Source organism: Streptomyces albus subsp. albus, assembly GCF_000725885.1.
Classification (GTDB): Bacteria; Actinomycetota; Actinomycetes; order Streptomycetales; family Streptomycetaceae; genus Streptomyces; species Streptomyces albus.
In genome coordinates, this window is record NZ_JODR01000029.1 from 78,218 (window position 1) to 99,780 (window position 21,563).

Below are 21,563 nucleotides of genomic sequence, written 5' to 3' on the forward strand. Positions count from 1 at the left end.
CCCTCGGAAGGCAGCCGTCCGGACCACCCGCGGCGACGGCTGTGGCACCGGTCACGCTAGCCTGAATACGGCATATCGGATGAAGAGCGGCAAACACCGCGTAGAAGTTCGATGCGGGAGCGATCGGCCGCCGGGCCGAGGAGGGAGACAGCCGATGGCAGCGGGCGCTCCCCGGGTCTTCGTCTCCCATCTGGCCGGGGTCGCCGTCTTCGACCCCAACGGCGACCAGGTCGGCCGGGTACGCGACGTGGTGGCCCTGCTGGGCGGACAGCGGCGGCTGCCCAGTGTGCTGGGGCTGGTGGTGGAGGTGGTCAGCAGACGCCGGGTCTTCCTGCCCATGACGCGGGTGACCGGCGTGGAGTCCGGCCAGGTCATCACCACCGGCGTGCTCAACATCCGCCGTTTCGAGCAGCGCCCCAACGAACGCCTCGTCCTCGGCGAACTGCTGGACCGCCGGGTCACCCTCAAGGAGACGGGCGAAGAGGTGACCGTGCTCGACGTGGGCCTCCAGCGGCTGCCCGCCCGCCGCGACTGGGAGATCGACCGGCTGTTCGTCCGCAAGGGCCGCAAGGGCGGCGGACTGCGCGGCCGGCGCGGCGAGACGCTGACCGTGGAATGGGACGCGGTGACCGGTTTCGCACTGGAGGAGCGGGAACAGGGCACCGCCAACCTGCTGGCCACCTTCGAACAGCTGCGCCCCGCCGACCTGGCCAATGTGCTGCACCACCTGTCCGAGAAACGCCGGGCCGAGGTCGCCGCCGCCCTCCACGACGACCGGCTGGCCGACGTCCTGGAGGAGCTGCCCGACGACGACCAGGTGGAGATCATCGGCAAGCTCGCCGACGAACGCGCCGCCGTCGTCCTGGAGGCCATGGACCCGGACGACGCGGCCGACCTGCTCGGCGAACTCCCGGAGGCCGACAAGAACCGGCTGCTGGACCTCATGCAGCCCCAGGAGGCCGCCCCCGTGCGGCGGCTGCTGACGTACGAGGAGGGCACCGCGGGCAGCCTGATGACGACCGACCCGATCGTGCTGCGCCCCGACGCCAGCGTCGCCGAGGCGCTGGCCCGGGTACGCAACGAGGACCTGCCCGCACCGCTGGCCGCCCAGGTGTACGTGTGCCGCCCGCCGGACGAGACCCCCACCGGCACCTATCTGGGTGTCGTCCACTTCCAGCGACTGCTGCGGGAGCCGCCGTTCGCGCTCGTCGGCTCCATCGTGGACGCCGATCTGCGACCGCTGCCGCCCAGCACCACACTGCCCGCGCTGACCAGCTACATGGCCGCCTACAACATCGTCTCGGCGCCCGTCGCGGACGAGGGCAGCCATCTGCTGGGCGCCGTCACGGTGGACGACGTCCTGGACGATCTGCTGCCGGACGACTGGCGGGAGGCCGTGGCGACGGGCGGGCTGCCCGGGTTCGCCCACGACGAGCTGCCGGGCCGCGGACGTGAGGGGGAGGTGCGGCACGATGGCTGAACGGGAGGGGCCCCGGCTGGACGTGCCGCTCGTGCCCCGGCGCACGCTGCTGCCCACCTACGACCCCGAGACGTTCGGCCGGGCCTCCGAGCGGATCGCCCGGTTCCTGGGCACCGGCCGGTTCCTGCTGTGGATGACGATCGTGATCATCGTCTGGATCGGCTGGAACGTCCTGGCGCCCCACGGCTGGCGGTTCGACGAGTACCCGTTCATCTTCCTGACCCTGGCGCTCTCCCTCCAGGCCTCGTACGCGGCCCCGCTCATCCTGCTGGCACAGAACCGCCAGGACGACCGCGACCGGGTCAACCTGGAGCAGGACCGCAGCCGCAACGAGCGCAGCATCGCCGACACCGAGTTCCTCACCCGCGAGATCGCCGCCCTGCGGATGGGCCTGGGCGAGGTGGCCACCCGGGACTGGATCCGCTCGGAGCTGGCGGAACTCCTCAGGGAACTCCAGGAACGCGAGGAGCGCGGCCAGGAGCGCGACGAGGCGGCCGACGGCCCCGGCGGACGTGACCAAGACCGCTGACCGGGCGCTTAGTGCACTCGCCGGTAGCCCCCTTACCATTCAGTCATGGCTACCGAGACCCAGGCACCCGCGCCCACCGAAGAGGCCGTCAGGGCGGCGCTCGCGACGGTGAACGACCCGGAGATCCACCGGCCGATCACCGACCTGGGCATGGTCAAATCCGTCGGCATCGCGCCCGACGGCACGGTGGACGTCGGGGTCTATCTGACGGTCTCCGGCTGCCCGCTGCGCGACACCATCACCAGCGACGTCACCAAGGCCGTGGAGCGCGTGCCGGGCGTCAGCGGAGTGCGCGTCGAACTCGATGTGATGAGCGACGAGCAGCGCCGTGAACTGGCCGCCGCCCTGCGCGGCGGCAAGGCCGAGCGGGAGATCCCCTTCGCCCAGCCCGGATCGCTCACCCGCGTCTACTGCGTGGCCTCCGGCAAGGGCGGCGTCGGCAAGTCCTCGGTGACCGTGAACCTGGCCGCCGCCATGGCGGACGACGGTCTCAAGGTCGGTGTGGTCGACGCCGACATCTACGGCCACTCCGTGCCGCGGATGCTGGGCGCCGACGGGCGGCCCACCCAGGTCGAGGACATGATCATGCCGCCGTCGGCGCACGGCGTGAAGGTCATCTCGATCGGGATGTTCACCCCCGGAAACGCCCCCGTCGTCTGGCGCGGCCCCATGCTGCACCGGGCCCTCCAGCAGTTCCTCGCCGACGTCTACTGGGGCGACCTGGACGTCCTGCTGCTGGACCTGCCGCCCGGCACCGGCGACATCGCCATCTCGGTGGCCCAGCTGATCCCGAACGCGGAGATCCTCGTCGTCACGACGCCGCAGCAGGCCGCGGCGGAGGTCGCCGAGCGCGCCGGCTCCATCGCCGTGCAGACCCACCAGAAGATCGTCGGCGTGATCGAGAACATGTCCGGCATGCCGTGCCCGCACTGCGACGAGATGGTCGACGTCTTCGGCACCGGCGGCGGCAAGCAGGTCGCCGAGGGCCTGACGCGTACCACCGGCGCCCAGGTGCCGGTGCTGGGCGGCATCCCGATCGACATCCGGCTCCGCGAGGGCGGCGACGAGGGCAAGCCGGTGGTCCTCAGCGACCCGGACTCCCCCGCCGGTCGGGCCCTGCGCGAGGTCGCCGGCAAGCTCTCCTCGCGTCAGCGCGGCCTCTCGGGCATGTCCCTGGGTCTGACCCCCAGCAACAAGTTCTGACGCCTCTCACGGGCGCACACGAGCGCGGGACCCCCGTACGGAGCTGTGTACGGGGGTCCCGCGCTCGTGGCATGACGTCCGCGCCCGGTGTGCGGCACCGGCGGGGTGGCGGCTGCGGGCCGGTACGGGCCCGGGAGGCAACGGAAGGGGACGGGAAGAAAGAGGCGGGCGGCCTCAGCGGTTCTCGTAGGAGGTGATGTCCCTGACGACGGCGAAGCCCAGTCCGTAGGCGCTCATCCCGCGGCCGTAGGCGCCCAGGTGCACGCCCTCCTGGGCGGACCCGGCCAGCACCCAGCCGTACTCGGACTCGCGGTAGTGGAAGTCGGTCGGCACGCCGTCCACCGGCAGCGACAGGGTGCTCCAGCCCGAGCCGTCCAGCTCGTCGGCGAGCTCCCAGGCGACACTCGTCTGCTGGTCGAGCCAGTCCTGGCGCAGGCTGCGGTCCATCTCCATCGGATAGCTGCACGAGAGCAGCCCGGAGCCGGCCAGCCAGGCGGCCGTCGAGACGGTGGTGGCCTCCAGCACGCCGGTGCCGTCCGCGCTGCGCCGTCCCGGGCGGCTGGCGAGGGTCACCACGACGGCGAAGCTCTGCTCGTCCGTGGCGCCCTCGGCGCGCAGGGAGGGCTCGTCGCCGTGGCCGGTGGAGCCGTGCTCGACCGTGCCGTCGGCCGCGGTGCCGACCTGCATCAGCCAGCGCGGCCCGGAGAAGGCGTCATCCAGGCCGTACCAGGGGAAGGCGGCCATCAGGTAGTCGTCCACCGCCCGCCGCGCACCGGGAACCTGTTGCGCGGCGGGCCCGGTCTCCCCGGCTAGCCGACTCGTCGTCTCCATCTGTGCGACGCCTCCTCATTGCCCTGTGCCCTGGGCAGCCGAGCCCGGCGACCCCCGACACTTGGAGGATAGCCACACCGGTCCCGCGTGTCGGTCATGACCAGGGGATCAGGACGCGGGAGGGGTGGCGAGATGGACGGCAAACGCCGCAGATGTCCCAGTGCCGGATGAGCGCCGGTGACCCGATCGTTGCCTGATGGGAAGTCAGGTGGCGTCCGCGTCGAACGGCGGCGGATCACTCCGCCGGGCGGCACCGCCGTGCACCGGTTGGCCGTTCACTCCGTCGGAGCCGTTCTTGGCCAGGTCAACAGCGCCGCCCGAGGCCGCCGGCGCGCTCTTCTTGGAGAAGTCCACCCGGCCCGAACCGCCCTTCGAACCGTTCGAGCCGCTGCCGCCGCCCGCACCACCGGAACCGTTGACCGCGTCGGTGACTTCGGCCAGATCCTTGCGGAAGTCGAAGGTGTTGCTGATCTCCTTCAACCCCAGGTCGTCGTTGTCCAGCAGGTGCTTGCGCGCGAACGTCTTCGGGTTCAGGTCCTCGAACTCGAAGTCCTTGAACTCCGGACCCAGCTCGCTGCGGATGTCCTCCTTGGCGTTGTCGGAGAACTGCCGCACCTTGCGGATGAAAGACGCGACGTCCTGGATCACCTTCGGGAGCTTGTCGGGGCCGAAGACCAGCACCGCGAGCACGATGAGCGTGACCAGCTCCAGTGGTCCTATGTCGAAGAACACCGCTCAGCTCCCTCACTCCGTCCACGGCTCTTGCAGCCATCTGTCACGGTACCCGCACACGCCTCGTGAGCGGGACCCCGCCCTCACCGGTGACCTGCCTCAGCCCGAGGCGGAACCCAGCGTGAGAGACACCGAGCGCTCCGCACCCCCGGCGCCGCCCCGGCGGACCACGAGCTCCAGCCGGTCACCGGGCCGGTGACTGCGGACCCGCACGATCAGCTCCTCGCCGTCGGCCACCGCCTTGCCGTTCACCCGCGTGATCACATCGCCCTCGGCCAGCCCCGCCTCGTCCGCGGGCCCGCCCTTGGCGACCGCCTCGCCCCCGCCGCCGGACCCGCCGATCCGCGCTCCCTCGCCGCGGTACTCCATGTCGAGGGTGACCCCTATGACCGGATGGGTGGCCCGGCCGTCGTTGATCAGCTCCTCGGCGACCCGCCGGGCCTGGTTGACGGGGATCGCGAAGCCCAGACCGATACTGCCGCCGCTCTTGCCGTCCGGCAGCGCCGAGCCGCTGCCCGCCGCCTTGATCGCGCTGTTGACGCCGATCACCCGGCCACGGCCGTCCATGAGCGGGCCGCCGGAGTTCCCCGGATTTATCGGAGCGTCCGTCTGCAACGCGTCCACATAGCTCATCTCGCTGCCCGGCTCCTCACCGCCCGCCGTGATCGGCCGCTCCTTGGCGCTGATGATGCCCGTCGTGACCGTGCCGTCCAGGTCGTAGGGGGCGCCGATCGCCACCACCGGGTCCCCCACCCGTACGGCGTCCGAGTCGCCCAGCGGCAGCGGACGCAGCCCCGAGACGCCCGACACCTCGACGACGGCCAGGTCGTAGCCGCTGTCGCTGCCGACGACCCGGCCGGTGGCGGTCTGCCCGCTGCTGAAGGTGACCCGCACCGCGTCGGCGCCCTTGGCCGACTCCACCACGTGGTTGTTGGTGAGGATGTGGCCGCGCCGGTCCAGTACGAAACCGGTGCCCGTCGCCTCGGAGCCGCCGCCGCGCGCGTGCAGCGTCACCACACCGGGCAGGGCGCGCCGGGCGATGCCGGCGATGCTGCCCTTCGGCCGCGGGCCCCCGTCGGCCGCCGGGTCCGCCCCGGCCTGCGGCAGCTCGATGTCGGTCACCTGGCCGTGCCGCTCGACGTACGCGCCGATCAGGCCCCCCGCCACGCCCGCCACCAGCGCCAGCGCACAGGCCCCCACCGCCAGCCGGGAGAGCCGGGACGCTGTGCTGCGGGGCGGCCGGGCCGCCGGGCCCGGCACCGGCTGCTGGAACGCGTACCCCCGCCCGCCGGGCCACTCCCCCGCCCCGCCCGCGGCCGTCCCCTGACCCGGCACCCGCACACCGTGCGGGGGCGTCGCGGCGGACACCGGAACCCCGTGCGGCAGGGTGCCGTGCGGCGGAGCCGCGTCCTCGTGCGAGGGCGCCGGCGCACTGTCCGACGGGGTGACCGGCGAGCTCCCTGCCCCCTGCTGCGGCGGGAGCGCAGGGGCCGGGATGCCGCGCGGAGGTGTCACGGACGGGGCCGGCACACCGTGCGGCGGGGTGGCCGACGGAAGCGGGGTGCCGTGCGCGGGGGTCGCACCCGGCAGCGGGACACCGCGGGGCGGGGTGACCGCCGGACGCTGGACGGGCGGCGCCGGCGCCCAGGGGCCGGGCTCGCCGTACGGGGGTGTGGCGTACGGATCGACGCCGTGCAGCGGCTCGCAGGGTGCGTCAGCCGCGCCGGCCGCCTCGCTCGCGGCGGGCGGCTCCGCCCCGGTGGCCGTCCGGCCCTCGGCGGCCCGGCGTGGGCGGCTCCGCCACGTCGACGGCTGCCCGGTGCCCTTCGGCTCGTCCATGCTCTCTCCAGCTGGTCACCCGCACTGCTCCCCCTCCCCGGCCGCCGGTCCCGGTGTCGGCCGGGCGGTGCCCGGGGGACATGCCCCGGCTGGGCGACTCGTCGAGAGGTCCACCCAGGATTCAACCAGGAACGCCGGGCCCCGCACAGCGGGCGTCAACCCGGCACCGCCCCGGGGCGCCGCCGCGCGGGGGCCGCGCGGTGCCGTCCGGCTCAGCGCGCTCCCGCCGGGCCCGCCGCGGTGGCCGGCGACGACCCCGAGGCGGGGGCGGTCGCCGGGGAGCCGGCCAGCGGGGCCCGCCCGGGGAAGGACCGCAGTCCACCGGCGTCGGGCGCGGCACGCCGCACCTCGTTGACCGCGGGACCGCCGGACGACGGCGTGCCGCTCAGCGCGCTGAGGGTGCCGGAGGAGCCGGCCTGCCCGTACCAGCCGGTGGAGGCGGCGCCCGGCGACAGCAGCCGGGAGTGGAGGCCGGGGAACGACGAGAGCGAAGAGAGGGACGAGAGGGAGGACAGGGAAGAGAGCGGGGAGGCCGTGGACCGCTGGAGCAGGCTGGTCGGTGCGGTGAGCCGGGTGCGCGGCGCGGTCGCCCCTCGGGAGGCCGGCGCGAAAGTGGGGCCGGCGGCGCGGGTGTCCGCGGTGGTGCCACGCTGGTCGCCGTCCCGGCGCCGGGGATCCCGGGAGGCGGCGGAGCCGGTGGCGGAACCGGCGCTGCGCACCGAGTTCGCGGAGGGGCTGTCGCTGCCGCCACCGGCGGTGCCGCCCGCCGTGCCGGAGGCGAGGGTGCCGCCGAGGGCGAGGGCGGCGAGGGAGAAGGCCCCGGCCGCGGCGAAGGCGAAGCGGCGTCCGCGCGAGGCGGAGCGCTCACGCTCGGCCCGCTCCCGCTCGGCGTGTTCCCGCTCGGCACGGTCGAGCCGGGCGGCGGTGCGGTGCAGCCGCCCGGGACGGTCGAGGCGGGGGGTCTCGTGTATCCGGAAGCCGCGCTGCGGGGTGAGCGTTCCGCGTCCGCCGCCCCGGCTCACGGGCAGGTAGTCGAACGCCCACGGAGACCGGTCCGCGCCGCCGGGCAGCCCGGTGACGGAGAGCAGGCCCGGGTCCTCGTCCTCGTGCGCGGGACCGACGGGGCCGCCGGGGCCGAAGCCGCCGCCGTCCGGCCCGCCGGTACGGGGATCGCCCGCGGCGGGCAGCCCCTGGAGCCGGGCGAGGAGCCCCGCGCTGGGCGGCGGCGGTGCCGCCTCGGCGAAGAAGCTCTTGAGCCGGCGCTGGTCGTCCGCCTCGGCCTTGCAGCCGGGACAGGTGGCCAGATGGGCGAGGACGCGTTCACGCGCATCGTGGTCCAGCTCGCCGTCCACGAGGGCGGCGAGCCGGTCTCCGAGGTGCTGCTCGGCGGGGCTCACCCGGCGCGCACCTCCCCTGTCCGGGCGAGGGGCACCGCCGCGCTCAGCGACGCACGCTGCTGCTCGGCCCGGGCGGCGGGCGAACGGTGCTTGAGCGCCTTGCGCAGGTGGGACCGGCCCCGGTGGATACGGCTGCGGACGGTGCCGAGCTTCACACCGAGGGTGGCGGCGATCTCCTCGTACGACAGGCCCTCGATGTCGCACAGCACGACGGCGGCGCGGAACTCGGGCGCGAGAGTGTCCAGGGCGTGCTGGACGTCGGCGTCGAAGTGGGTGTCGTTGAAGTGCTGCTGCGGGGTGGGCTCGCGGCTGGGCAGCCGCTCGGCGGCGTCGTCGGCGAGCGCGTCGAAGCGGATGCGCTGCTTGCGCCGCACCATGTCGAGGAACAGGTTGGTGGTGATGCGGTGCAGCCAGCCCTCGAAGGTGCCCGGCGTGTAGGTGGACAGCGAGCGGAAGACCCGGACGAAGACTTCCTGGGTGAGGTCCTCGGCGTCGTGCTGGTTGCCCGTCAGACGGTAGGCGAGGCGGTAGACGCGAGCACTGTGGGTGCTGACGATCTCCTCCCACGAAGGAGGGGTCCACGCCTGCGCGTCCGCAGCGGTCTCGAAAGTCGCCGTGGTCGCGGTGTCGGCGGAGCGGGCCTGGTCAGCGGTGTCGGTCACGGATTTCGGCTGTCCCACGGGCCGGCGGAATCTGGCGAAGACGCCGCGGTCCCGGTGCGCAGCCGCACCTCCCCTGTCGGCTCTGGTGGTGTCCACTGGAGCCCCTACCATAGCCACATCTCCCGTTAGCTCCGGATAAGCGTCTTTGCCCGGCTTTGGATACCGGGACGCCTCGGTCTCTCCCTTCTCAACGCCCGGTCCCATCAGCAGGTTCCCGGGCCAACGGATACAGTCACGATTGCGTGGAGGACGGGGACAGGAGAGGGCCATTACCGGCAACCGGCAGACGAGCTGGGCGCTCGCCGATGCGTACGGCGCCGAGCTGGTCGAGAGCGCCGAGAGCGAAGCGCTGCGCTGGGCCCGCGCGAGGGCCCAGGAGGCAGGGCTGCGTTCGGTCTCCCCCGCCACCGGAGCGGCCCTGCGGCTGCTGGCCGCCACCGCGGGCGCCAAGGCGGTCGCGGAGATCGGCACCGGCACGGGCGTCTCGGGGCTGCATCTGCTGCACGGGATGCGCCCCGACGGGGTGTTGACGACGGTGGACATCGATCCGGAGCGCCAGCAGTTCGCGCGCGAGGCGTTCCGGGCGGCCGGTTTCGTGGGCAGCGGCGGCAACCGGGTGCGGTTCATCCCGGGCCGGGCACTGGACGTCCTGCCCCGTCTCGCCGACGGCGGCTACGACCTCGTCTTCTGCGACGGGGACCGGCTGGAGTTCCTGGACTACCTCGACGAATCGTTGCGGCTGCTGCGCGAGGGCGGACTGATCTGTTTCGCGGGAGTCTTCGCCGAGGGCCGGATCGGCGACGCCGCCGCTCAGCCGGTCGAAGTGCTGCGACTGCGTGAGCTGTTGCGCACGGTGCGTGAGAGCACCGTGCTGGTGCCGTCGCTGCTCCCGGTGGGCGACGGTTTGCTGTGCGCGGTCAAACGCACGGAGTGACCGGCGGGTTGAGGCACGGCGACCGAGGGCCGCTTCCGCGTACGGGCGGTCGGCCGCACCGCATCCCATGCGGGACGGCGACGACTGTCCCGGCTCCCGCACCCGCGGCGCCGCAGGCCCCGCGAGGGCCGGCACGGCACCCGGTCAGGCGCGCAAGGCGCCGCTCACCGCCACGGCGGCCGTTGCCGGAGACGCCGGAAGCGGCGCGCCGGACGGCCGTCGTGGCGGTGAGCGGCGCCAACGACGCGGCCCCGGGGTGGCCGCGCGTACGCGGTCACCCCGGGGCCGTGGTCCGGGCCGGGCGTCAGCCGCAGACCTTCTTCAGTTCCTCGCCAAGCGCTGTCGCCTCGTCCGGTGTCAGCTCGACGACGAGTCGCCCACCGCCTTCGAGCGGAACGCGCATGACGATGCCCCGCCCCTCTTTGGTCACCTCGAGCGGGCCGTCGCCCGTCCGCGGCTTCATGGCCGCCATGCTCGTTCCCCTTCCTGAAACCAGCCGATCGCGCCGGCAGTCCCGTAAACAGGCACAGCATTCACCGGCATCGAACACATTGCTTCCCTGCCATTATCCCGCATCCCAGGACCCGATGACCAACATCAGTCCGCATCTCTTCCGGCTTGATCGGGCACAAAACGCCCCAATGCGGCGCTCGGCCTGGGATACTGCCCCGCTTCCGCTTCCGCATCGGAGCCGCTCCGTTTGACGCAGGTCACATCGGCGGGCCGCCGCGAGGCGGTGCGGGGCCTGTCGGGCGCGGGTGATCCACGACATCCTGTGCGTATGTCCGACACCGTGCGCTACGAAGTGAGCGAGGGACTCGCGACGGTCACCCTCAACCGTCCCGACGCGATGAACGCCCTCGACGACGAGACCAAGGTCGCCCTGCGCGACACTCTCCGGCGGGCCGCAGACGACGAGGCGGTACGGGCGGTGCTGCTCACCGGTACCGGCCGGGCGTTCTGCGTGGGCCAGGACCTCAAGGAGCACACCGGTTCCCTCCAGCGCAGCGGCGGCGGCGCGCTGAACACGGTCGAGGAGCACTACAACCCGATCACGCTGGCGCTGGCCGGGATGCCCAAACCGGTGGTGGCCGGCGTCAACGGGGTGGCCGCCGGGGCGGGCGCGGGCTTCGCGTTCGCCTGCGACTACCGCGTGGTGGCCGACACCGCGGCCTTCAACACCTCGTTCGCCGGGGTGGCGCTGACCGCCGACTCGGGGGTCTCCTGGACGCTGCCCCGGCTGGTGGGCCCCTCCCGCGCCGCCGATCTGCTGCTCTTCCCGCGCAGTGTGAAGGCCGCCGAGGCGCTGGAGCTGGGGCTGGCCAACCGGGTGGTGCCCGCAAACGAGCTGGCCGCCGAGGCGAGCGCCGTGGCCCGCCGGCTCGCCGAGGGGCCGACCGCCGCCTACGCCGCGCTCAAGGAGTCTTTGGCCTACGCCTCTTCGCACTCCCTGGCCGAGACCCTGGCCAAGGAGGCGGAACTCCAGGTGCGGGTGGGCGGTTCGGCCGATCACCGGATCGCGGTCGAGGCGTTCGTGAAGAAGGAGAAGCCCCGCTTCACCGGCCGCTGACCGCGCCCGCGCCTCTTGGTGCGGGCGCGTTTCACCGGGCGGCGGTCCCGCGGCGCCAGCAGTCCGCCAGGTGGTCGTCGACCAGTCCGCACGCCTGCATCAGGGCGTAGGCGGTGGTGGGGCCGACGAAGCGGAATCCGCGCCGCTTCAGTTCCTTGGCGAGCGCCGTGGACTCGGGGGTGGAGCCGGGCACCTCGGCCGTGCTGCGGGGGACCCGCCGGGTGGCGGGGTCGGGCGCGTGGGACCACACCAGGCGGTCGAGCTCGCCCGGTGCCCAGTCGGCTGCCACCCGGGCGTTGGCGAGCGCGGCGCTGATCTTGGCACGGTTGCGGACGATGCCGCTGTCGGCCAGCAGCCGCGCCTCGTCGTCCTCGGTGAAGGCGGCGACGGCGGGGATGTGGAACCCGGCGAAGGCGGCGCGGAACGCCTCCCGCTTGCGGAGGATCGTCAGCCACGACAGCCCGGACTGGAAGGCTTCCAGGCAGAGGCGTTCGAACAGGGCGTCGTCGCCGTGGACCGGCCGGCCCCATTCGGTGTCGTGGTACGCGGCGTAGTCCTCGGGCCCGGTGCCCCAGGGGCAGCGCAGTCGTCCGTCGGGCCCGGGCCGGGCTCCGCCCTCGGGGGTGTCCGGGAGGGCGGCCCCGGGTCCGGTGTCGCCGGCGGTGGGGGTCTCGGTGGTCATCGTCCGCTCTCTTCCTGTCCGTCACGGCCGGCTTCCCGGCCGTCGCCGCCGGCATCCCGTCCGAGGCCGTGGCTGCCGGCTTCGCGGCCGTCGCCGACGGCTTCTCTCTCCCCGTCACCGGCCCGGCGGTCGTCGTGGGGCGCCGCGCCGGGGTGCGGGGCGTCCTGCCCGCCGGGCGCGGGCGGGGTCGACGGGTCCTCGGGGGCGGGCCCGGGCGACGGGTCCTCGGGGGCGGTGGTGCCGTCCGGGCCCGCCGCCGGGCCGCGTGCCGGTTCCCGTCCGGTGGCGGGGGTGCGGCCCATCGCGACGGCCTGGGCGCCGGCCAGGGAGGACTCCAGCTCGGCGATACGGGCGTCCCGTTCGGCGAGCTCGGCGCCGAGCCGGTCGAGGACGTCGTCGACCTGGTCCATGCGGTAGCCGCGCAGCCCGATGGCCAGGCGCAGCCCGGCCACGTCGGCGTGGGTGACGGGCCGCTCGGCGGGCAGGGGCTCGTCCAGCAGATCGGGCGGTACGTCGGCGAGTCCGCCGGTCGCTCCGCGCTCCCGCGCGTGTGAGCCGTCGCCGCTCCCGACGATGGCCAGCGTGACCGCGGCGACGACCACGACGAGCGAGATCAGCAGGAACACGAACACGGCACGACTCCCCGAGTGGTCGCCTGAAGGTGGGCAGACCCCGATCGTGCCACGGCTCGCCGACGGCTATGGTCGGCGACGGGATCGGTGCACGGGCCACGCGGGTGCGGGGCCGGGCCGGGCACCGCCGAGAGGAAGAGGACGGTTGATGCTGCGCCTGGGGACGCGTGAGTTCGGTGAGCACGAGCCGGTGATCATGGCGATCGTGAACCGCACCCCGGATTCGTTCTACGACCGGGGTGCCACCTTCCGTGACGAGCCGGCGCTCGCACGAGTGGAGCAGGCCGTCGCCGAGGGCGCCGCGATCATCGACATCGGCGGGGTGAAGGCCGGCCCGGGCGACGAGGTGACCGCCCAGGAGGAGGCGCGGCGCACGGTCGGTTTCGTCGCTGAGGTGCGCCGCCGCTGGCCGGACGTGGTGATCAGCGTGGACACCTGGCGGCACGAGGTGGGCGAGGCGGTGTGCGAGGCGGGTGCCGACCTGCTCAACGACGCCTGGGGCGGGGTGGACCCGCGACTGGCCGAGGTCGCGGCCCGGTACGGCGCCGGGCTCGTGTGCACGCACGCGGGCGGCGCCCAGCCGCGCACCCGGCCGCACCGCGCTGTGTACGAGCCGGCGGCGGACGCGGAGGGCGCCGGGCCGAGCGGCGTCGTGGACGACATCCTGCGGGTGACGCTGGGGCTGGCCGAGCGGGCGGCCGGGCTGGGGGTGCGGCGGGACGGCATCCTCATCGACCCGGGGCACGATTTCGGCAAGTCCACCCGGCACTCCCTGGAGGCCACCCGGGAACTGGACCGGCTGACCGCGACGGGCTGGCCGGTGCTGGTCTCGCTGTCCAACAAGGACTTCGTCGGCGAGACCCTGGACCGGCCGGTCGACGAGAGGCTGCTGGGCACGCTGGCCACCACGGCGGTCTCCGCCTGGCTGGGGGCGCGGGTCTACCGCGTCCACGAGGTGGCCGAGACCAAACAGGTGCTCGACATGGTGGCCTCCATCGCGGGGCACCGTCCGCCCGCGGTGGCCCGCCGGGGCCTGGCCTGACGTCCCGCCCGCGGAGAGCGGTCCCCGCTGTCCCGCACCGCCGGGTGGCCGGCCCCGGGGCCGGCCCGGCGGGTTCCTGCCGGGCCTCCGTGCCGTTCCGGTGAGGGGGTGCCCCTCCCCAGGGCTCACGGGCTGCGGGTGGCGTGCGGCCGGTGGCTGGTCGCGCGGCTGCCCGCGCCCCTGGCGAGACGGGCCGGGGCGCCTGCCCGGCACGGCACGGCCTAGCCGCCGACCTCCTTGGTGACCAGCGTGACCGCCTCGTCGATGTCGTCGGTGACGTGGAAGAGCTCCATGTCGCGCTCGGACGCCTTGCCGCCGGCGACGACCGAGTCGCGTACCCAGTCGAGGAGGCCCTGCCAGTAGGCGGTGCCGAACAGCACGATCGGGAAGCGGGTCACCTTCTGCGTCTGCACGAGGGTCAGGGCCTCGAACAGCTCGTCCAGCGTGCCCAGTCCGCCCGGCAGGACGACGAACCCGCTGGCGTACTTGACGAACATCGTCTTCCGCACGAAGAAGTACCGGAAGTTGATGCCGATGTCGACGTACGGGTTCATGCCCTGCTCGAAGGGCAGCTCGATGCCGAGCCCCACGGAGGTGCCGCCCGCCTCCAGCGCGCCCTTGTTGGCGGCTTCCATCGCGCCGGGGCCGCCGCCGGTGATGACGGCGAAGCCCGCCTCGGCCAGTGCCTTGCCGAGGCGTACGCCCTTGTCGTACTCGGGCGCGTCAACAGGGGTGCGGGCCGAGCCGAAGACGCTGATGGCGGGGCCGAGTTCGGCCAGGGTGCCGAAGCCCTCCACGAACTCGGACTGGATGCGCATCACCCGCCAGGGGTCCTGGTGGACGAAGTCGGAGGGGCCTGCGGTGTCCAGCAGCCGCTGGTCGGTGGTCCCCGGACGCACCTGGTCGCGACGCCGTACGACGGGGCCCAGCCGCTGCTCCTTCGGCTCCCAGCCGGCCTTGTCCGTCATCTACCGTCTCCTTCCGCCTGCGATCTTTCGGTTCAGGGTATGCGGACGGCGGCGACGGCCGTCGGGAAACCACGCTGCGGGCGGACGGACGGCAGCCGGCCGGCAGACGACGCGGGCCACCGTCCCGCACGCACCGGTCCGCGGTACACACGGACCGGCGGACCGGCCGGCCGCTCAGTCGGTGAGCCAGCGCCGCAGCCGCTCCTCGCAGTGGCCGATGAGCGCCACCTCGACCCGCTCGTCCCTCTTGTGGGCGAGATTCGGGTCACCCGGGCCGTAGTTGACGGCGGGCACGCCCAGAGCGCTGAACCGGGACACGTCGGTCCATCCGTACTTGGGCCGCGGCTCGCCGCCCACCGCGGCCAGGAAGGCGCGGGCCGCCGGGTGGGAGAGCCCCGGCAGCGCACCCGGGGAGCTGTCGTCCACCTCCATGTCCACCACTCCGCAGCCCGCGAAGACCTCGCGCACGTGGTCGAACGCCTCCTGTTCGCCGCGGTCCGGCGCGTAGCGGAAGTTGACGGTGACGGTGCACTCGTCGGGGATGACGTTGCCGGCGACGCCGCCCTCGATCCGTACCGCGTTGAGCCCCTCGCGGTACTCCAGGCCGTCGATCACCGGCCGCCGCGGCTCGTAGGAGGCCAGCCGCTCCAGCACCGGGCCGGCCGCGTGGATGGCGTTGGCGCCCATCCAGCCGCGCGCCGAGTGCGCACGCGTGCCCCAGGTGCGCAGCTGGACCCGCAGGGTGCCCTGGCAGCCGCCCTCGACCTGCCCCTCGGAGGGCTCCAGCAGCACGGCGAAGTCACCGGCCAGCCAGTCGGGGTGGGCCTCGGCGAGGTGGCCGAGGCCGTTGAGGTGGGCGGCGACCTCCTCGTTGTCGTAGAAGACGAAGGTCAGATCGCGGTTGGGCTCCGGCACGGTCGCCGCGATGCGCAGCTGCACGGCGACGCCCGCCTTCATGTCACTGGTGCCGCAGCCCCACAGGAAGCCGTCCTCGTCCAGCCGGGAGGGCACGTTGTCGGCGATGGGCACGGTGTCGATGTGCCCTGCCAGGATCACCCGCTCGGCGCGGCCCAGCTCGGTACGGGCCACGACGTTGTTCCCGTGCCGGTCCACCCGCAGGTGCGGCAGGTTTGACAGCGCCTTCTCGACGGCGTCCGCGAGGGCTTTCTCGTTGCCGCTCTCGGAGGGGAAGTCCACCAGCCGCGCGGTGAGCCGGGCGGCGTCCTGTCGCAGGTCGAGTGCGCTGTCGGTCATGGGGCCACCCTACGGCGCCGGGCGGGCAGCGCGCCGTGCGCCCCGCTCCCACCGGCTCGGCGCACCCGGCCGTTACCTTGGGTGCCGTGCACCACTCAGGACCCGACAGCGCCGCGGGGACGGCGGGCCGCGCATCCCGTACCGGGGACCGCGGCAGGACGTCACGGACGGTCGTGGCCTGCGCGGTGCTGCTCGCCGTCGTCGCCTACGCGGTGGTGCGCGGACTGACCGGACAGGACGGTTCGGTGTGCACCGTACGGGCCACCGGTTCCGCCGCGGCCCGGGAGCCGTCCGAGTACTCGCTCAAGCCCGAGCAGGCGGCGAACGCCGCCACCATCGCGGCCGTCGCCTCCCGGCGCGGGCTCCCGGAGGCTGCGGTGACCACAGCGCTGGCCACCGCGATGCAGGAGTCCCATCTGCGCAACGTCCCGCACGGGGACCGGGATTCGGTCGGGCTCTTCCAGCAGCGTCCTTCGCAGGGCTGGGGCACCGCCGCGCAGATCCAGGACCCGGTCTACTCGGCGGGCAGGTTCTACGACCATCTGGTGAAGGTTCCCGGCTACGAGCGGCTGCCGGTGACCGTCGCCGCCCAGCGCGTGCAGCGCAGCGGCTACCCCCGGGCCTACGCCAGGCACGAGAAGAACGCGGCGCTGCTCACGGCCGCCCTCACCGGCCACGCCGCAGCCGCGCTCAACTGCACGACGGGCACCCGCGACCGGGACAGGCCGGGCGAGCCGCGACAGGTACGCGAGCGGCTGGTGCGGGAGTTCGGCCGGGACGTGCTGGCCGAGGGCAGCGGCACGGTGCACACCCGTTCCGCCGCCGGCGGCCCCTCCGCCGGCGCCCCGCACGCGCCCGGCGCCGGCGCCGGGCCCGCGGCGCACGCCCGGGCAGCGCGCACCGTCTCCGTTCCGGCCCACGACCGCCGCGCGGGCTGGGAACTGGCCCACTGGGCGGTCGCCAACGCCGAGGCGCTGCGCATCGACCGGATCTCCTACGACGGCCGGGTGTGGCAGGCCGACCGTGCGTCGGAGGGCTGGCGCCGGGCCGGCGCCCCGGGTGCCGGCTTCGAAGCCAAGGGCGGGACTGCGCCGGGCGGCCCCGTCGATCTGCTGCCGGCCGCCGGTCACTAGTGCCACCGCTCCCCCGCGGGAGGGAAGCCGGTCCACCCGGCGCATACCGCGTCCCTCGCGCGGCGGTCCCTGCCAGGAGTGAACGGCGGGGTACGAACATGCCTGGCCGAGCCGCTTTCCGGCGCTGCGCGGACAGGACAACTCCCTGCGGTAAATGCCCAGTTTGCGGGTTCACGCGGCAAACCTGGATTGCCAATCCTTTACCTGGGAAGACCGCAACCTCCACGGCGTCCGGCCCGATAGGCACAGCGTCCGGCCGGGCGCCCCCGGCTGACAGGCCAAGAACACCTCTCCGCCGAAGGAGCACCATGTCCCACCCCCTCACGCGCCGGATCGCCCGCACCGCGCTGCTCACCGCGGCCGGCGCTGCCACCGTCATCGGTGCCGCTGGTGCCGCGAGCGCCGTGGAACTGCCCGCGTCCCCCCTGGGCGGTGTCAGCAACCTGGACGGGGAGAGCCTCGGCAACACGGTGGACAAGGCGGCCCGCGGCACCACCGGGATGGCCGGCAAGGCCGGTGGCAACGCGGTCGCCAAGACCCTGCCCGCCGCCGGCAAGGCCGTCGGCAACACCGGCAAGACCGTCATCCCGGCCGCGCAGAACCTCGCGGGCAACACCGCCGGCCAGGCCGGCGGGCTCGTCGGTGACACGGCCACCTCCGCCACCGGCAAGGGCCTGCCCTCCACCGGCAACCTGGGCGGCCTCCCGATCCGCTGAGCCCGCCCGCGAGCCGGCCCGCCCCGACAGGCGGCCGGTGCCGTCGCGGCCGGACCGGCACAGGGACCCCCTCCCCTGACAGTCCGGCAGGCCACCGCCGCGGGCCCACGGCCCGCGCGGCTCCCGAAGGGCGCCGCCCCGAGCTCCCGCGGGGCCGGCGCCCGCGCCCCTCAGGCGCGCGAAGGGCCGCCCGCACCCTCACGGTGCGGGCGGCCCTTCGCATGTGCGGAACCGTTCCCCGGCAGGGCGGGGAACGGTCCGCTCTTTTCAGTCCTTCAGGCGCCGCACCGCCGCCGTGACGCGCTCGTCGGTGGCGGTGAGCGCCACCCGCACGTGCCGTGCGCCGGCCGGACCGTAGAAGTCGCCGGGTGCCACGAGGATGCCCCGTTCGGCCAGCGCGGCGACCGTGTCCCAGCACGGCTCGTCGCGGGTCGCCCACAGGTACAAGGACGCCTCGCTGTGGTCGATGCGGAAGCCGGCGGCCTCCAGCGCCCCGCGCAGGGCGGTCCGCCGCGCCCGGTAGCGTTCCCGCTGCTCGGCCACGTGAGTGTCGTCGCCGAGGGCGGCGACGGTGGCCGCCTGCACGGGTGCGGGCGTCATCATGCCGCCGTGCTTGCGGATCTGGAGCAGGTCGCCCAGCACGGCGGCGTCACCGGCGACGAACGCGGCACGGTACCCGGCGAGGTTCGAGCGCTTGGAGAGGGAGTGCACGGCCACGACGCCCTCGAAGCTGCCGCCGCACACGTCCTGGTCGAGGACGGAGACCGGGTCGGCGTCCCAGCCGAGTTCGAGGTAGCACTCGTCACTGAAGACGAGCACTCCGTGGGCGCGGGCCCAGGCGACGACCTCGCGGAGCTTCTCGCGGGGCAGCACCTGTCCGGTGGGGTTGGACGGCGAGTTGAGCCACAGCAGGGACAGCCCGTCGGGGTCCAGCTCGGTCGGGTCGTCGTAGGCGACGTACTCGGCGCCCGCAAGCCGCGCCCCCACCTCGTAGGTCGGGTACGCGAGCCGGGGGAAGGCCACCCGGTCGCCGGGGCCGAGGCCGAGCTGGGTCGGCAGCCAGGCGACCAGCTCCTTGGAGCCGACGACGGGCAGCACATTGCGGTCGGTGATCCCGCGCGCGCCCAGCCGCCGCTCGCACCAGCCGGTGAGCGCGTCCCGCAGCGCCTGGGTGCCCCACACGGTGGGGTAGCCGGGGGTGTCGGCGGCGTCGGTGAGCGCACGCCGGATCAGCTCCGGCACCGGGTCGACGGGGGTGCCCACGGACAGGTCGACGATGCCGTCGGGGTGTGCCGCGGCGGTGGCTTTGCACGGTTCGAGCCGGTCCCAGGGGAAGGTGGGGAGACGGTCGGAGAGGGAGGGCATGGGGCTCACTTTCTTGGGCTGTCCGTGCGGCGCGCCACCGGCGGGACGCGGCGGTGAGCGGCTGTGCGCGGTACGGCTCGGAAAACGCCGCAGTCCCGTACGGCGGACACGGGGATCGCCGTACGGGACTGCCGAGGAGTCACAGGGGGTGGCTCACTCGTCGTTCACTCGTGGTGGCTCACTCGTCGTGTTCCTGCGGGGGAAGCGCGGCGATGAGCGGGTGGTCCTTCTCGATCAGGCCGAGCTTGCTGGCGCCGCCGGGCGAGCCGAGGTCGTCGAAGAATTCGACGTTCGCCTTGTAGTAGTCCTTCCACTCCTCCGGAGTGTCATCCTCGTAGAAGATGGCCTCGACCGGGCAGACGGGCTCGCAGGCACCGCAGTCGACGCACTCGTCCGGGTGGATGTACAAGGACCGCTGGCCCTCGTAGATGCAGTCGACGGGGCACTCCTCGATGCAAGCCTTGTCCTTAAGGTCGACGCAAGGCTCCGCGATGACGTACGTCACGCTGTCGTTCCTCCTCGTTAGGGCTGGCGGGCCGGTGCTGCCCGGGTCCGCCACGGGCGCGCGGGAGCGCTCTTTCGCTTCGGACGGCGGCGATGCCCACACCTAGTATCTCCGTTCCAGGACACAAGACGAACAGGAGGGGCGGATACAGCTGTGGAATTCACCACGGGCGGACGCCTGGAGGTCCGCGTCACCCCTTCCGACGTGGGCAAACGCGTGTCGGTGCGGTCGCTTACCGGTGCTGGGGAGCGGCATGGGCGGTTCACGGACACGCTGGGCATTCTCACATCCTGGACCGGGGGCGTGCTCAGGATCACGCGCCGCGATGGTGGGCAGGTGGAGATCGAGGAGGCGTCGATGGTCGCTGGAAAGGTCGTACCGCCCACACCCGCCCGCCGCCGGGGACTTCCCGCGGCGGACGTGACGGAGCTGCAGACCGTGGCGGCCAGGGGCTGGCCGCCGCAGGAGTCGCGGCGGCTGGGCGGCTGGACGCTGCGCGCCGCCGGAGGGTTCACCGCGCGCGCGAACTCGGTGCTGGCGCTGGGCGAGCCGGGGGTGCCGCTGGACCAGGCGCTGGAGGAGGTCGCCGCCTGGTACGCCGGCCGCGGGGTGCCCGCGCGGATGCAGATCGTGGTGGACGAGCAGGCGCTGCTGGACGCCCGCCTGCGGGACCTGGGCTGGCTTCCGGAGAAGCACGCGGTGGTGCGGGTCGGTGCGCTGGCCCCGCTCGCCGACCGTGCCCCGGACGCACGGGTGCTGCTGCACCGTCAGCTCGATGCGCGGTGGGCCGGGCTCTACCACCGGGCCGGCGAGGGTGAGCTGACGCAGGCGGCGAGGGCGGTGCTCGGCGGCGGTCCCTCGGTGTGGTTCGCCACGGTGCCGGACGACGAGGGCCGGGCCGCCGCGATCGGACGGTGCGTGGTGGACGGCCGCTGGGCCGGGTTCGCCGCCGTGGAGGTGGCCGCCGCGCACCGGCGGCAGGGGCTCGCCCAGGCGGTGATGGGCGAGCTGGCGCGGGCCGCGCTCGCCGAGGGCGCCTCGGCCGCCTACCTCCAGGTCGAGCGGGACAACGCGCCCGCCCGCGCGCTCTACGACAAGCTGGGCTTCGCCGACCACCACGCCTACCACTATCTGCGCCGCCCCCACGTCCCGGCGGCGGGAAGCGGCCCGGATGACGGGCGGTGAGGCGCCGGTGCCGTACGAGGACGCGCTGCGCCGCCGGTTCGCCGAGGCGGCGCGCGAGCCCCGCCCCGATCTGGCACTGCTGTGCCTGCTGATCGGCGCCGAGGCGGCACGGCACGGCACCGGCGCCCGGAACGGCGCACAGGACGGCACGGCCGGGCAGGAGGAGTACACGGCGGCCGACCGGCTGGTGGACGAGGGGCAGGCCGAACTCGACCGGCTCGCCGGGATGTTGCCCTACGAGCGGGGACGCACCCCGCGGCAGTGGGCACGCGCCCTGGAGAAGCTGCTGGGCGACCGGCTCGGCTTCCGCGGCGCCGCCTCCGACTACCAGCGGCTGGAGTCCTCGCTGCTGCCGCGGGTGCTGCGCCGGCGGCGCGGGCTGCCGATCCTGCTGGCGGTCGTCTGGACGGAGGTGGCGCGGCGCGCCGGTGCCCCCGTGTACGGGGTGGCGCTGCCCGGGCACTTCGTCGTCGGCTTCGGCGACCCGGGCGGCGACCATGTGCTGGCCGACCCGTTCGGCGGGGGCACCCCGCTCGGTGAGGAGGAGCTGTCCGCGCTGGTGGCCGGCGCCACCGGCGGGGCACCGCTGTCGGCCGCCTCGCTCCAGCCCGCCGGGCCGCTGGAGACGGTGCTGCGCGTCCTCAACAACATCCGGGCCTGGGCCGGGCGGCGCCCCGAACAGACGGGGGTGCGGCTGTGGGCCGTCGAGCTGTCGCTGCTGCTGCCGCACCACCCGGGCACGCTCCGCTTCGAGCGGGCGCAACTGCTGGTGGAGCGCGGCGACTTCGTGGGCGGGGCGCGGGAGATGGAGGAGTACGCCGACGTGGTGGCGGCCATGGAGCCGAACGCGGCGGAGAACATCCGCAGAGCGGCCCGCGCCGCCCGCGCGCGGCTGAACTGACGT

The 21,563-nt window shown here is 74.1% G+C and carries 22 protein-coding genes; 10 read left to right on the plus strand and 12 right to left on the minus strand.

The genetic code is table 11. The features are described from left to right. Positions 1 to 154: 154 nt before the first annotated feature. From IO40_RS0128100 to IO40_RS0128110, 3 genes are read left to right on the plus strand one after another with little or no spacing between them, the layout of a single operon-like run. Positions 155 to 1,480, plus strand: coding sequence for a magnesium transporter MgtE N-terminal domain-containing protein (locus IO40_RS0128100; protein WP_016469592.1), 1,326 nt, complete (start codon positions 155 to 157; stop codon positions 1,478 to 1,480). Next, positions 1,473 to 2,009, plus strand: a complete 537-nt coding sequence (locus IO40_RS0128105; RefSeq protein WP_016469591.1) for a DUF1003 domain-containing protein — start codon at positions 1,473 to 1,475, stop codon at positions 2,007 to 2,009. Before IO40_RS0128100 ends, IO40_RS0128105 begins: the two co-directional genes overlap by 8 nt. A gap of 45 nt (positions 2,010 to 2,054) precedes the next feature. Beyond that, entirely contained in the window at positions 2,055 to 3,212 is a 1,158-nt protein-coding gene (locus tag IO40_RS0128110; protein ID WP_016469590.1) for an Mrp/NBP35 family ATP-binding protein, read from the plus strand. 174 nt (positions 3,213 to 3,386) lie between these two features. On the opposite strand, the gene IO40_RS0128115 is transcribed toward IO40_RS0128110, so the two are convergent. The 5 genes from IO40_RS0128115 to sigE form a co-directional block, all read right to left on the minus strand. Continuing rightward, positions 3,387 to 4,043: a hypothetical protein gene (locus IO40_RS0128115; protein ID WP_016469589.1), complete on the minus strand. Its 657-nt coding sequence runs from the start codon at positions 4,041 to 4,043 to the stop codon at positions 3,387 to 3,389. A gap of 204 nt (positions 4,044 to 4,247) precedes the next feature. Beyond that, the gene (locus IO40_RS0128120) at positions 4,248 to 4,775 is read right to left on the minus strand and encodes a sec-independent translocase (RefSeq protein WP_016469588.1); all 528 of its coding nucleotides are present in this window, start codon (positions 4,773 to 4,775) and stop codon (positions 4,248 to 4,250) included. A gap of 99 nt (positions 4,776 to 4,874) precedes the next feature. Beyond that, positions 4,875 to 6,614 carry a S1C family serine protease gene (locus tag IO40_RS0128125; protein WP_016469587.1) on the minus strand — a complete coding sequence of 580 codons (1,740 nt, stop codon included), beginning with the start codon at positions 6,612 to 6,614 and terminating at the stop codon, positions 4,875 to 4,877. Positions 6,615 to 6,826: 212 nt separating this feature from the next. Further along, positions 6,827 to 8,011 carry an anti-sigma factor family protein gene (locus IO40_RS35055; RefSeq protein ID WP_016469586.1) on the minus strand — a complete coding sequence of 395 codons (1,185 nt, stop codon included), beginning with the start codon at positions 8,009 to 8,011 and terminating at the stop codon, positions 6,827 to 6,829. Next, positions 8,008 to 8,784 (minus strand): RNA polymerase sigma factor SigE, encoded by a 777-nt coding sequence (gene sigE, locus IO40_RS0128135; protein WP_016469585.1) that lies wholly within the window; start codon positions 8,782 to 8,784, stop codon positions 8,008 to 8,010. The genes IO40_RS35055 and sigE overlap by 4 nt, the downstream gene beginning before the upstream one ends. Before the next feature lie 127 nt (positions 8,785 to 8,911). Here sigE and IO40_RS0128140 point away from each other — a divergent pair, with 127 nt between their 5' ends. After that, a complete protein-coding gene (locus tag IO40_RS0128140; RefSeq protein ID WP_016469584.1) occupies positions 8,912 to 9,607 on the plus strand; it encodes an O-methyltransferase in 696 nt (231 codons plus the stop codon). Between the two features lie 304 nt (positions 9,608 to 9,911). Here the strand turns inward: IO40_RS0128140 and IO40_RS36370 are convergent, their stop codons facing one another. After that, positions 9,912 to 10,079 carry a DUF3117 domain-containing protein gene (locus tag IO40_RS36370; protein WP_016469583.1) on the minus strand — a complete coding sequence of 56 codons (168 nt, stop codon included), beginning with the start codon at positions 10,077 to 10,079 and terminating at the stop codon, positions 9,912 to 9,914. A 309-nt stretch (positions 10,080 to 10,388) separates the two neighbouring features. Between IO40_RS36370 and chcB the strand changes: the two genes are divergently transcribed. Further along, the gene (chcB, locus tag IO40_RS0128150) at positions 10,389 to 11,177 is read left to right on the plus strand and encodes a 2-cyclohexenylcarbonyl CoA isomerase (protein ID WP_016469582.1); all 789 of its coding nucleotides are present in this window, start codon (positions 10,389 to 10,391) and stop codon (positions 11,175 to 11,177) included. Positions 11,178 to 11,208: 31 nt separating this feature from the next. On the opposite strand, the gene IO40_RS0128155 is transcribed toward chcB, so the two are convergent. Together IO40_RS0128155 and IO40_RS39960 are read right to left on the minus strand one after the other, a co-directional pair. Beyond that, the gene (locus tag IO40_RS0128155; RefSeq protein ID WP_016469581.1) at positions 11,209 to 11,859 is read right to left on the minus strand and encodes a DNA-3-methyladenine glycosylase I; all 651 of its coding nucleotides are present in this window, start codon (positions 11,857 to 11,859) and stop codon (positions 11,209 to 11,211) included. Next, positions 11,856 to 12,491, minus strand: a complete 636-nt coding sequence (locus tag IO40_RS39960; RefSeq protein ID WP_016469580.1) for a DivIVA domain-containing protein — start codon at positions 12,489 to 12,491, stop codon at positions 11,856 to 11,858. The genes IO40_RS0128155 and IO40_RS39960 overlap by 4 nt, the downstream gene beginning before the upstream one ends. A 148-nt stretch (positions 12,492 to 12,639) precedes the next feature. On the opposite strand from IO40_RS39960, the gene folP reads away from it, so the two are divergent. Then, on the plus strand, positions 12,640 to 13,533 hold the full coding sequence (folP, locus tag IO40_RS0128165; protein ID WP_016469579.1) for a dihydropteroate synthase: 894 nt from the start codon (positions 12,640 to 12,642) through the stop codon (positions 13,531 to 13,533). A 221-nt stretch (positions 13,534 to 13,754) separates the two neighbouring features. Here the strand turns inward: folP and IO40_RS0128170 are convergent, their stop codons facing one another. After that, complete coding sequence (locus tag IO40_RS0128170) at positions 13,755 to 14,501, minus strand: LOG family protein (RefSeq protein WP_016469578.1); 747 nt, start codon at positions 14,499 to 14,501, stop codon at positions 13,755 to 13,757. Between the two features lie 174 nt (positions 14,502 to 14,675). Beyond that, positions 14,676 to 15,755, minus strand: coding sequence for a succinyl-diaminopimelate desuccinylase (gene dapE / locus IO40_RS0128175; protein ID WP_031176369.1), 1,080 nt, complete (start codon positions 15,753 to 15,755; stop codon positions 14,676 to 14,678). A 173-nt stretch (positions 15,756 to 15,928) separates the two neighbouring features. Here dapE and IO40_RS0128180 point away from each other — a divergent pair, with 173 nt between their 5' ends. Both IO40_RS0128180 and IO40_RS0128185 read left to right on the plus strand, forming a co-directional pair. Further along, the gene (locus IO40_RS0128180) at positions 15,929 to 16,888 is read left to right on the plus strand and encodes a VldE C-terminal domain-containing protein (protein ID WP_016469576.1); all 960 of its coding nucleotides are present in this window, start codon (positions 15,929 to 15,931) and stop codon (positions 16,886 to 16,888) included. Between the two features lie 308 nt (positions 16,889 to 17,196). Continuing rightward, positions 17,197 to 17,604, plus strand: coding sequence for a hypothetical protein (locus IO40_RS0128185; RefSeq protein ID WP_016469575.1), 408 nt, complete (start codon positions 17,197 to 17,199; stop codon positions 17,602 to 17,604). A 267-nt stretch (positions 17,605 to 17,871) separates the two neighbouring features. Here the strand turns inward: IO40_RS0128185 and dapC are convergent, their stop codons facing one another. After that, positions 17,872 to 18,969, minus strand: coding sequence for a succinyldiaminopimelate transaminase (dapC, locus tag IO40_RS0128190; protein ID WP_031176370.1), 1,098 nt, complete (start codon positions 18,967 to 18,969; stop codon positions 17,872 to 17,874). A 178-nt stretch (positions 18,970 to 19,147) separates the two neighbouring features. Next, the gene (gene fdxA / locus IO40_RS0128195; RefSeq protein WP_016469573.1) at positions 19,148 to 19,474 is read right to left on the minus strand and encodes a ferredoxin; all 327 of its coding nucleotides are present in this window, start codon (positions 19,472 to 19,474) and stop codon (positions 19,148 to 19,150) included. Between the two features lie 153 nt (positions 19,475 to 19,627). Between fdxA and IO40_RS0128200 the strand changes: the two genes are divergently transcribed. Further along, positions 19,628 to 20,659, plus strand: a complete 1,032-nt coding sequence (locus IO40_RS0128200; RefSeq protein WP_016469572.1) for a GNAT family N-acetyltransferase — start codon at positions 19,628 to 19,630, stop codon at positions 20,657 to 20,659. Next, entirely contained in the window at positions 20,646 to 21,560 is a 915-nt protein-coding gene (locus IO40_RS0128205) for a transglutaminase-like and tetratricopeptide repeat-containing protein (RefSeq protein WP_016469571.1), read from the plus strand. The genes IO40_RS0128200 and IO40_RS0128205 overlap by 14 nt, the downstream gene beginning before the upstream one ends. Positions 21,561 to 21,563 lie beyond the last annotated feature (3 nt).

Coding starts and splice junctions, on each gene's coding strand:
- IO40_RS0128155 (WP_016469581.1), bottom strand. CDS start 11,859: ATGACCACCGAGACCCCCACCGCCGGCGACACCGGACCCGGGGCCGCC.
- IO40_RS0128115 (WP_016469589.1), bottom strand. CDS start 4,043: ATGGAGACGACGAGTCGGCTAGCCGGGGAGACCGGGCCCGCCGCGCAA.
- chcB (WP_016469582.1), top strand. CDS start 10,389: ATGTCCGACACCGTGCGCTACGAAGTGAGCGAGGGACTCGCGACGGTC.
- IO40_RS0128125 (WP_016469587.1), bottom strand. CDS start 6,614: ATGGACGAGCCGAAGGGCACCGGGCAGCCGTCGACGTGGCGGAGCCGC.
- folP (WP_016469579.1), top strand. CDS start 12,640: ATGCTGCGCCTGGGGACGCGTGAGTTCGGTGAGCACGAGCCGGTGATC.
- IO40_RS0128170 (WP_016469578.1), bottom strand. CDS start 14,501: ATGACGGACAAGGCCGGCTGGGAGCCGAAGGAGCAGCGGCTGGGCCCC.
- dapE (WP_031176369.1), bottom strand. CDS start 15,755: ATGACCGACAGCGCACTCGACCTGCGACAGGACGCCGCCCGGCTCACC.
- IO40_RS0128110 (WP_016469590.1), top strand. CDS start 2,055: ATGGCTACCGAGACCCAGGCACCCGCGCCCACCGAAGAGGCCGTCAGG.
- IO40_RS0128205 (WP_016469571.1), top strand. CDS start 20,646: ATGACGGGCGGTGAGGCGCCGGTGCCGTACGAGGACGCGCTGCGCCGC.
- IO40_RS36370 (WP_016469583.1), bottom strand. CDS start 10,079: ATGGCGGCCATGAAGCCGCGGACGGGCGACGGCCCGCTCGAGGTGACC.
- IO40_RS0128185 (WP_016469575.1), top strand. CDS start 17,197: ATGTCCCACCCCCTCACGCGCCGGATCGCCCGCACCGCGCTGCTCACC.
- IO40_RS0128105 (WP_016469591.1), top strand. CDS start 1,473: ATGGCTGAACGGGAGGGGCCCCGGCTGGACGTGCCGCTCGTGCCCCGG.
- dapC (WP_031176370.1), bottom strand. CDS start 18,969: ATGCCCTCCCTCTCCGACCGTCTCCCCACCTTCCCCTGGGACCGGCTC.
- sigE (WP_016469585.1), bottom strand. CDS start 8,784: ATGGTAGGGGCTCCAGTGGACACCACCAGAGCCGACAGGGGAGGTGCG.
- IO40_RS0128100 (WP_016469592.1), top strand. CDS start 155: ATGGCAGCGGGCGCTCCCCGGGTCTTCGTCTCCCATCTGGCCGGGGTC.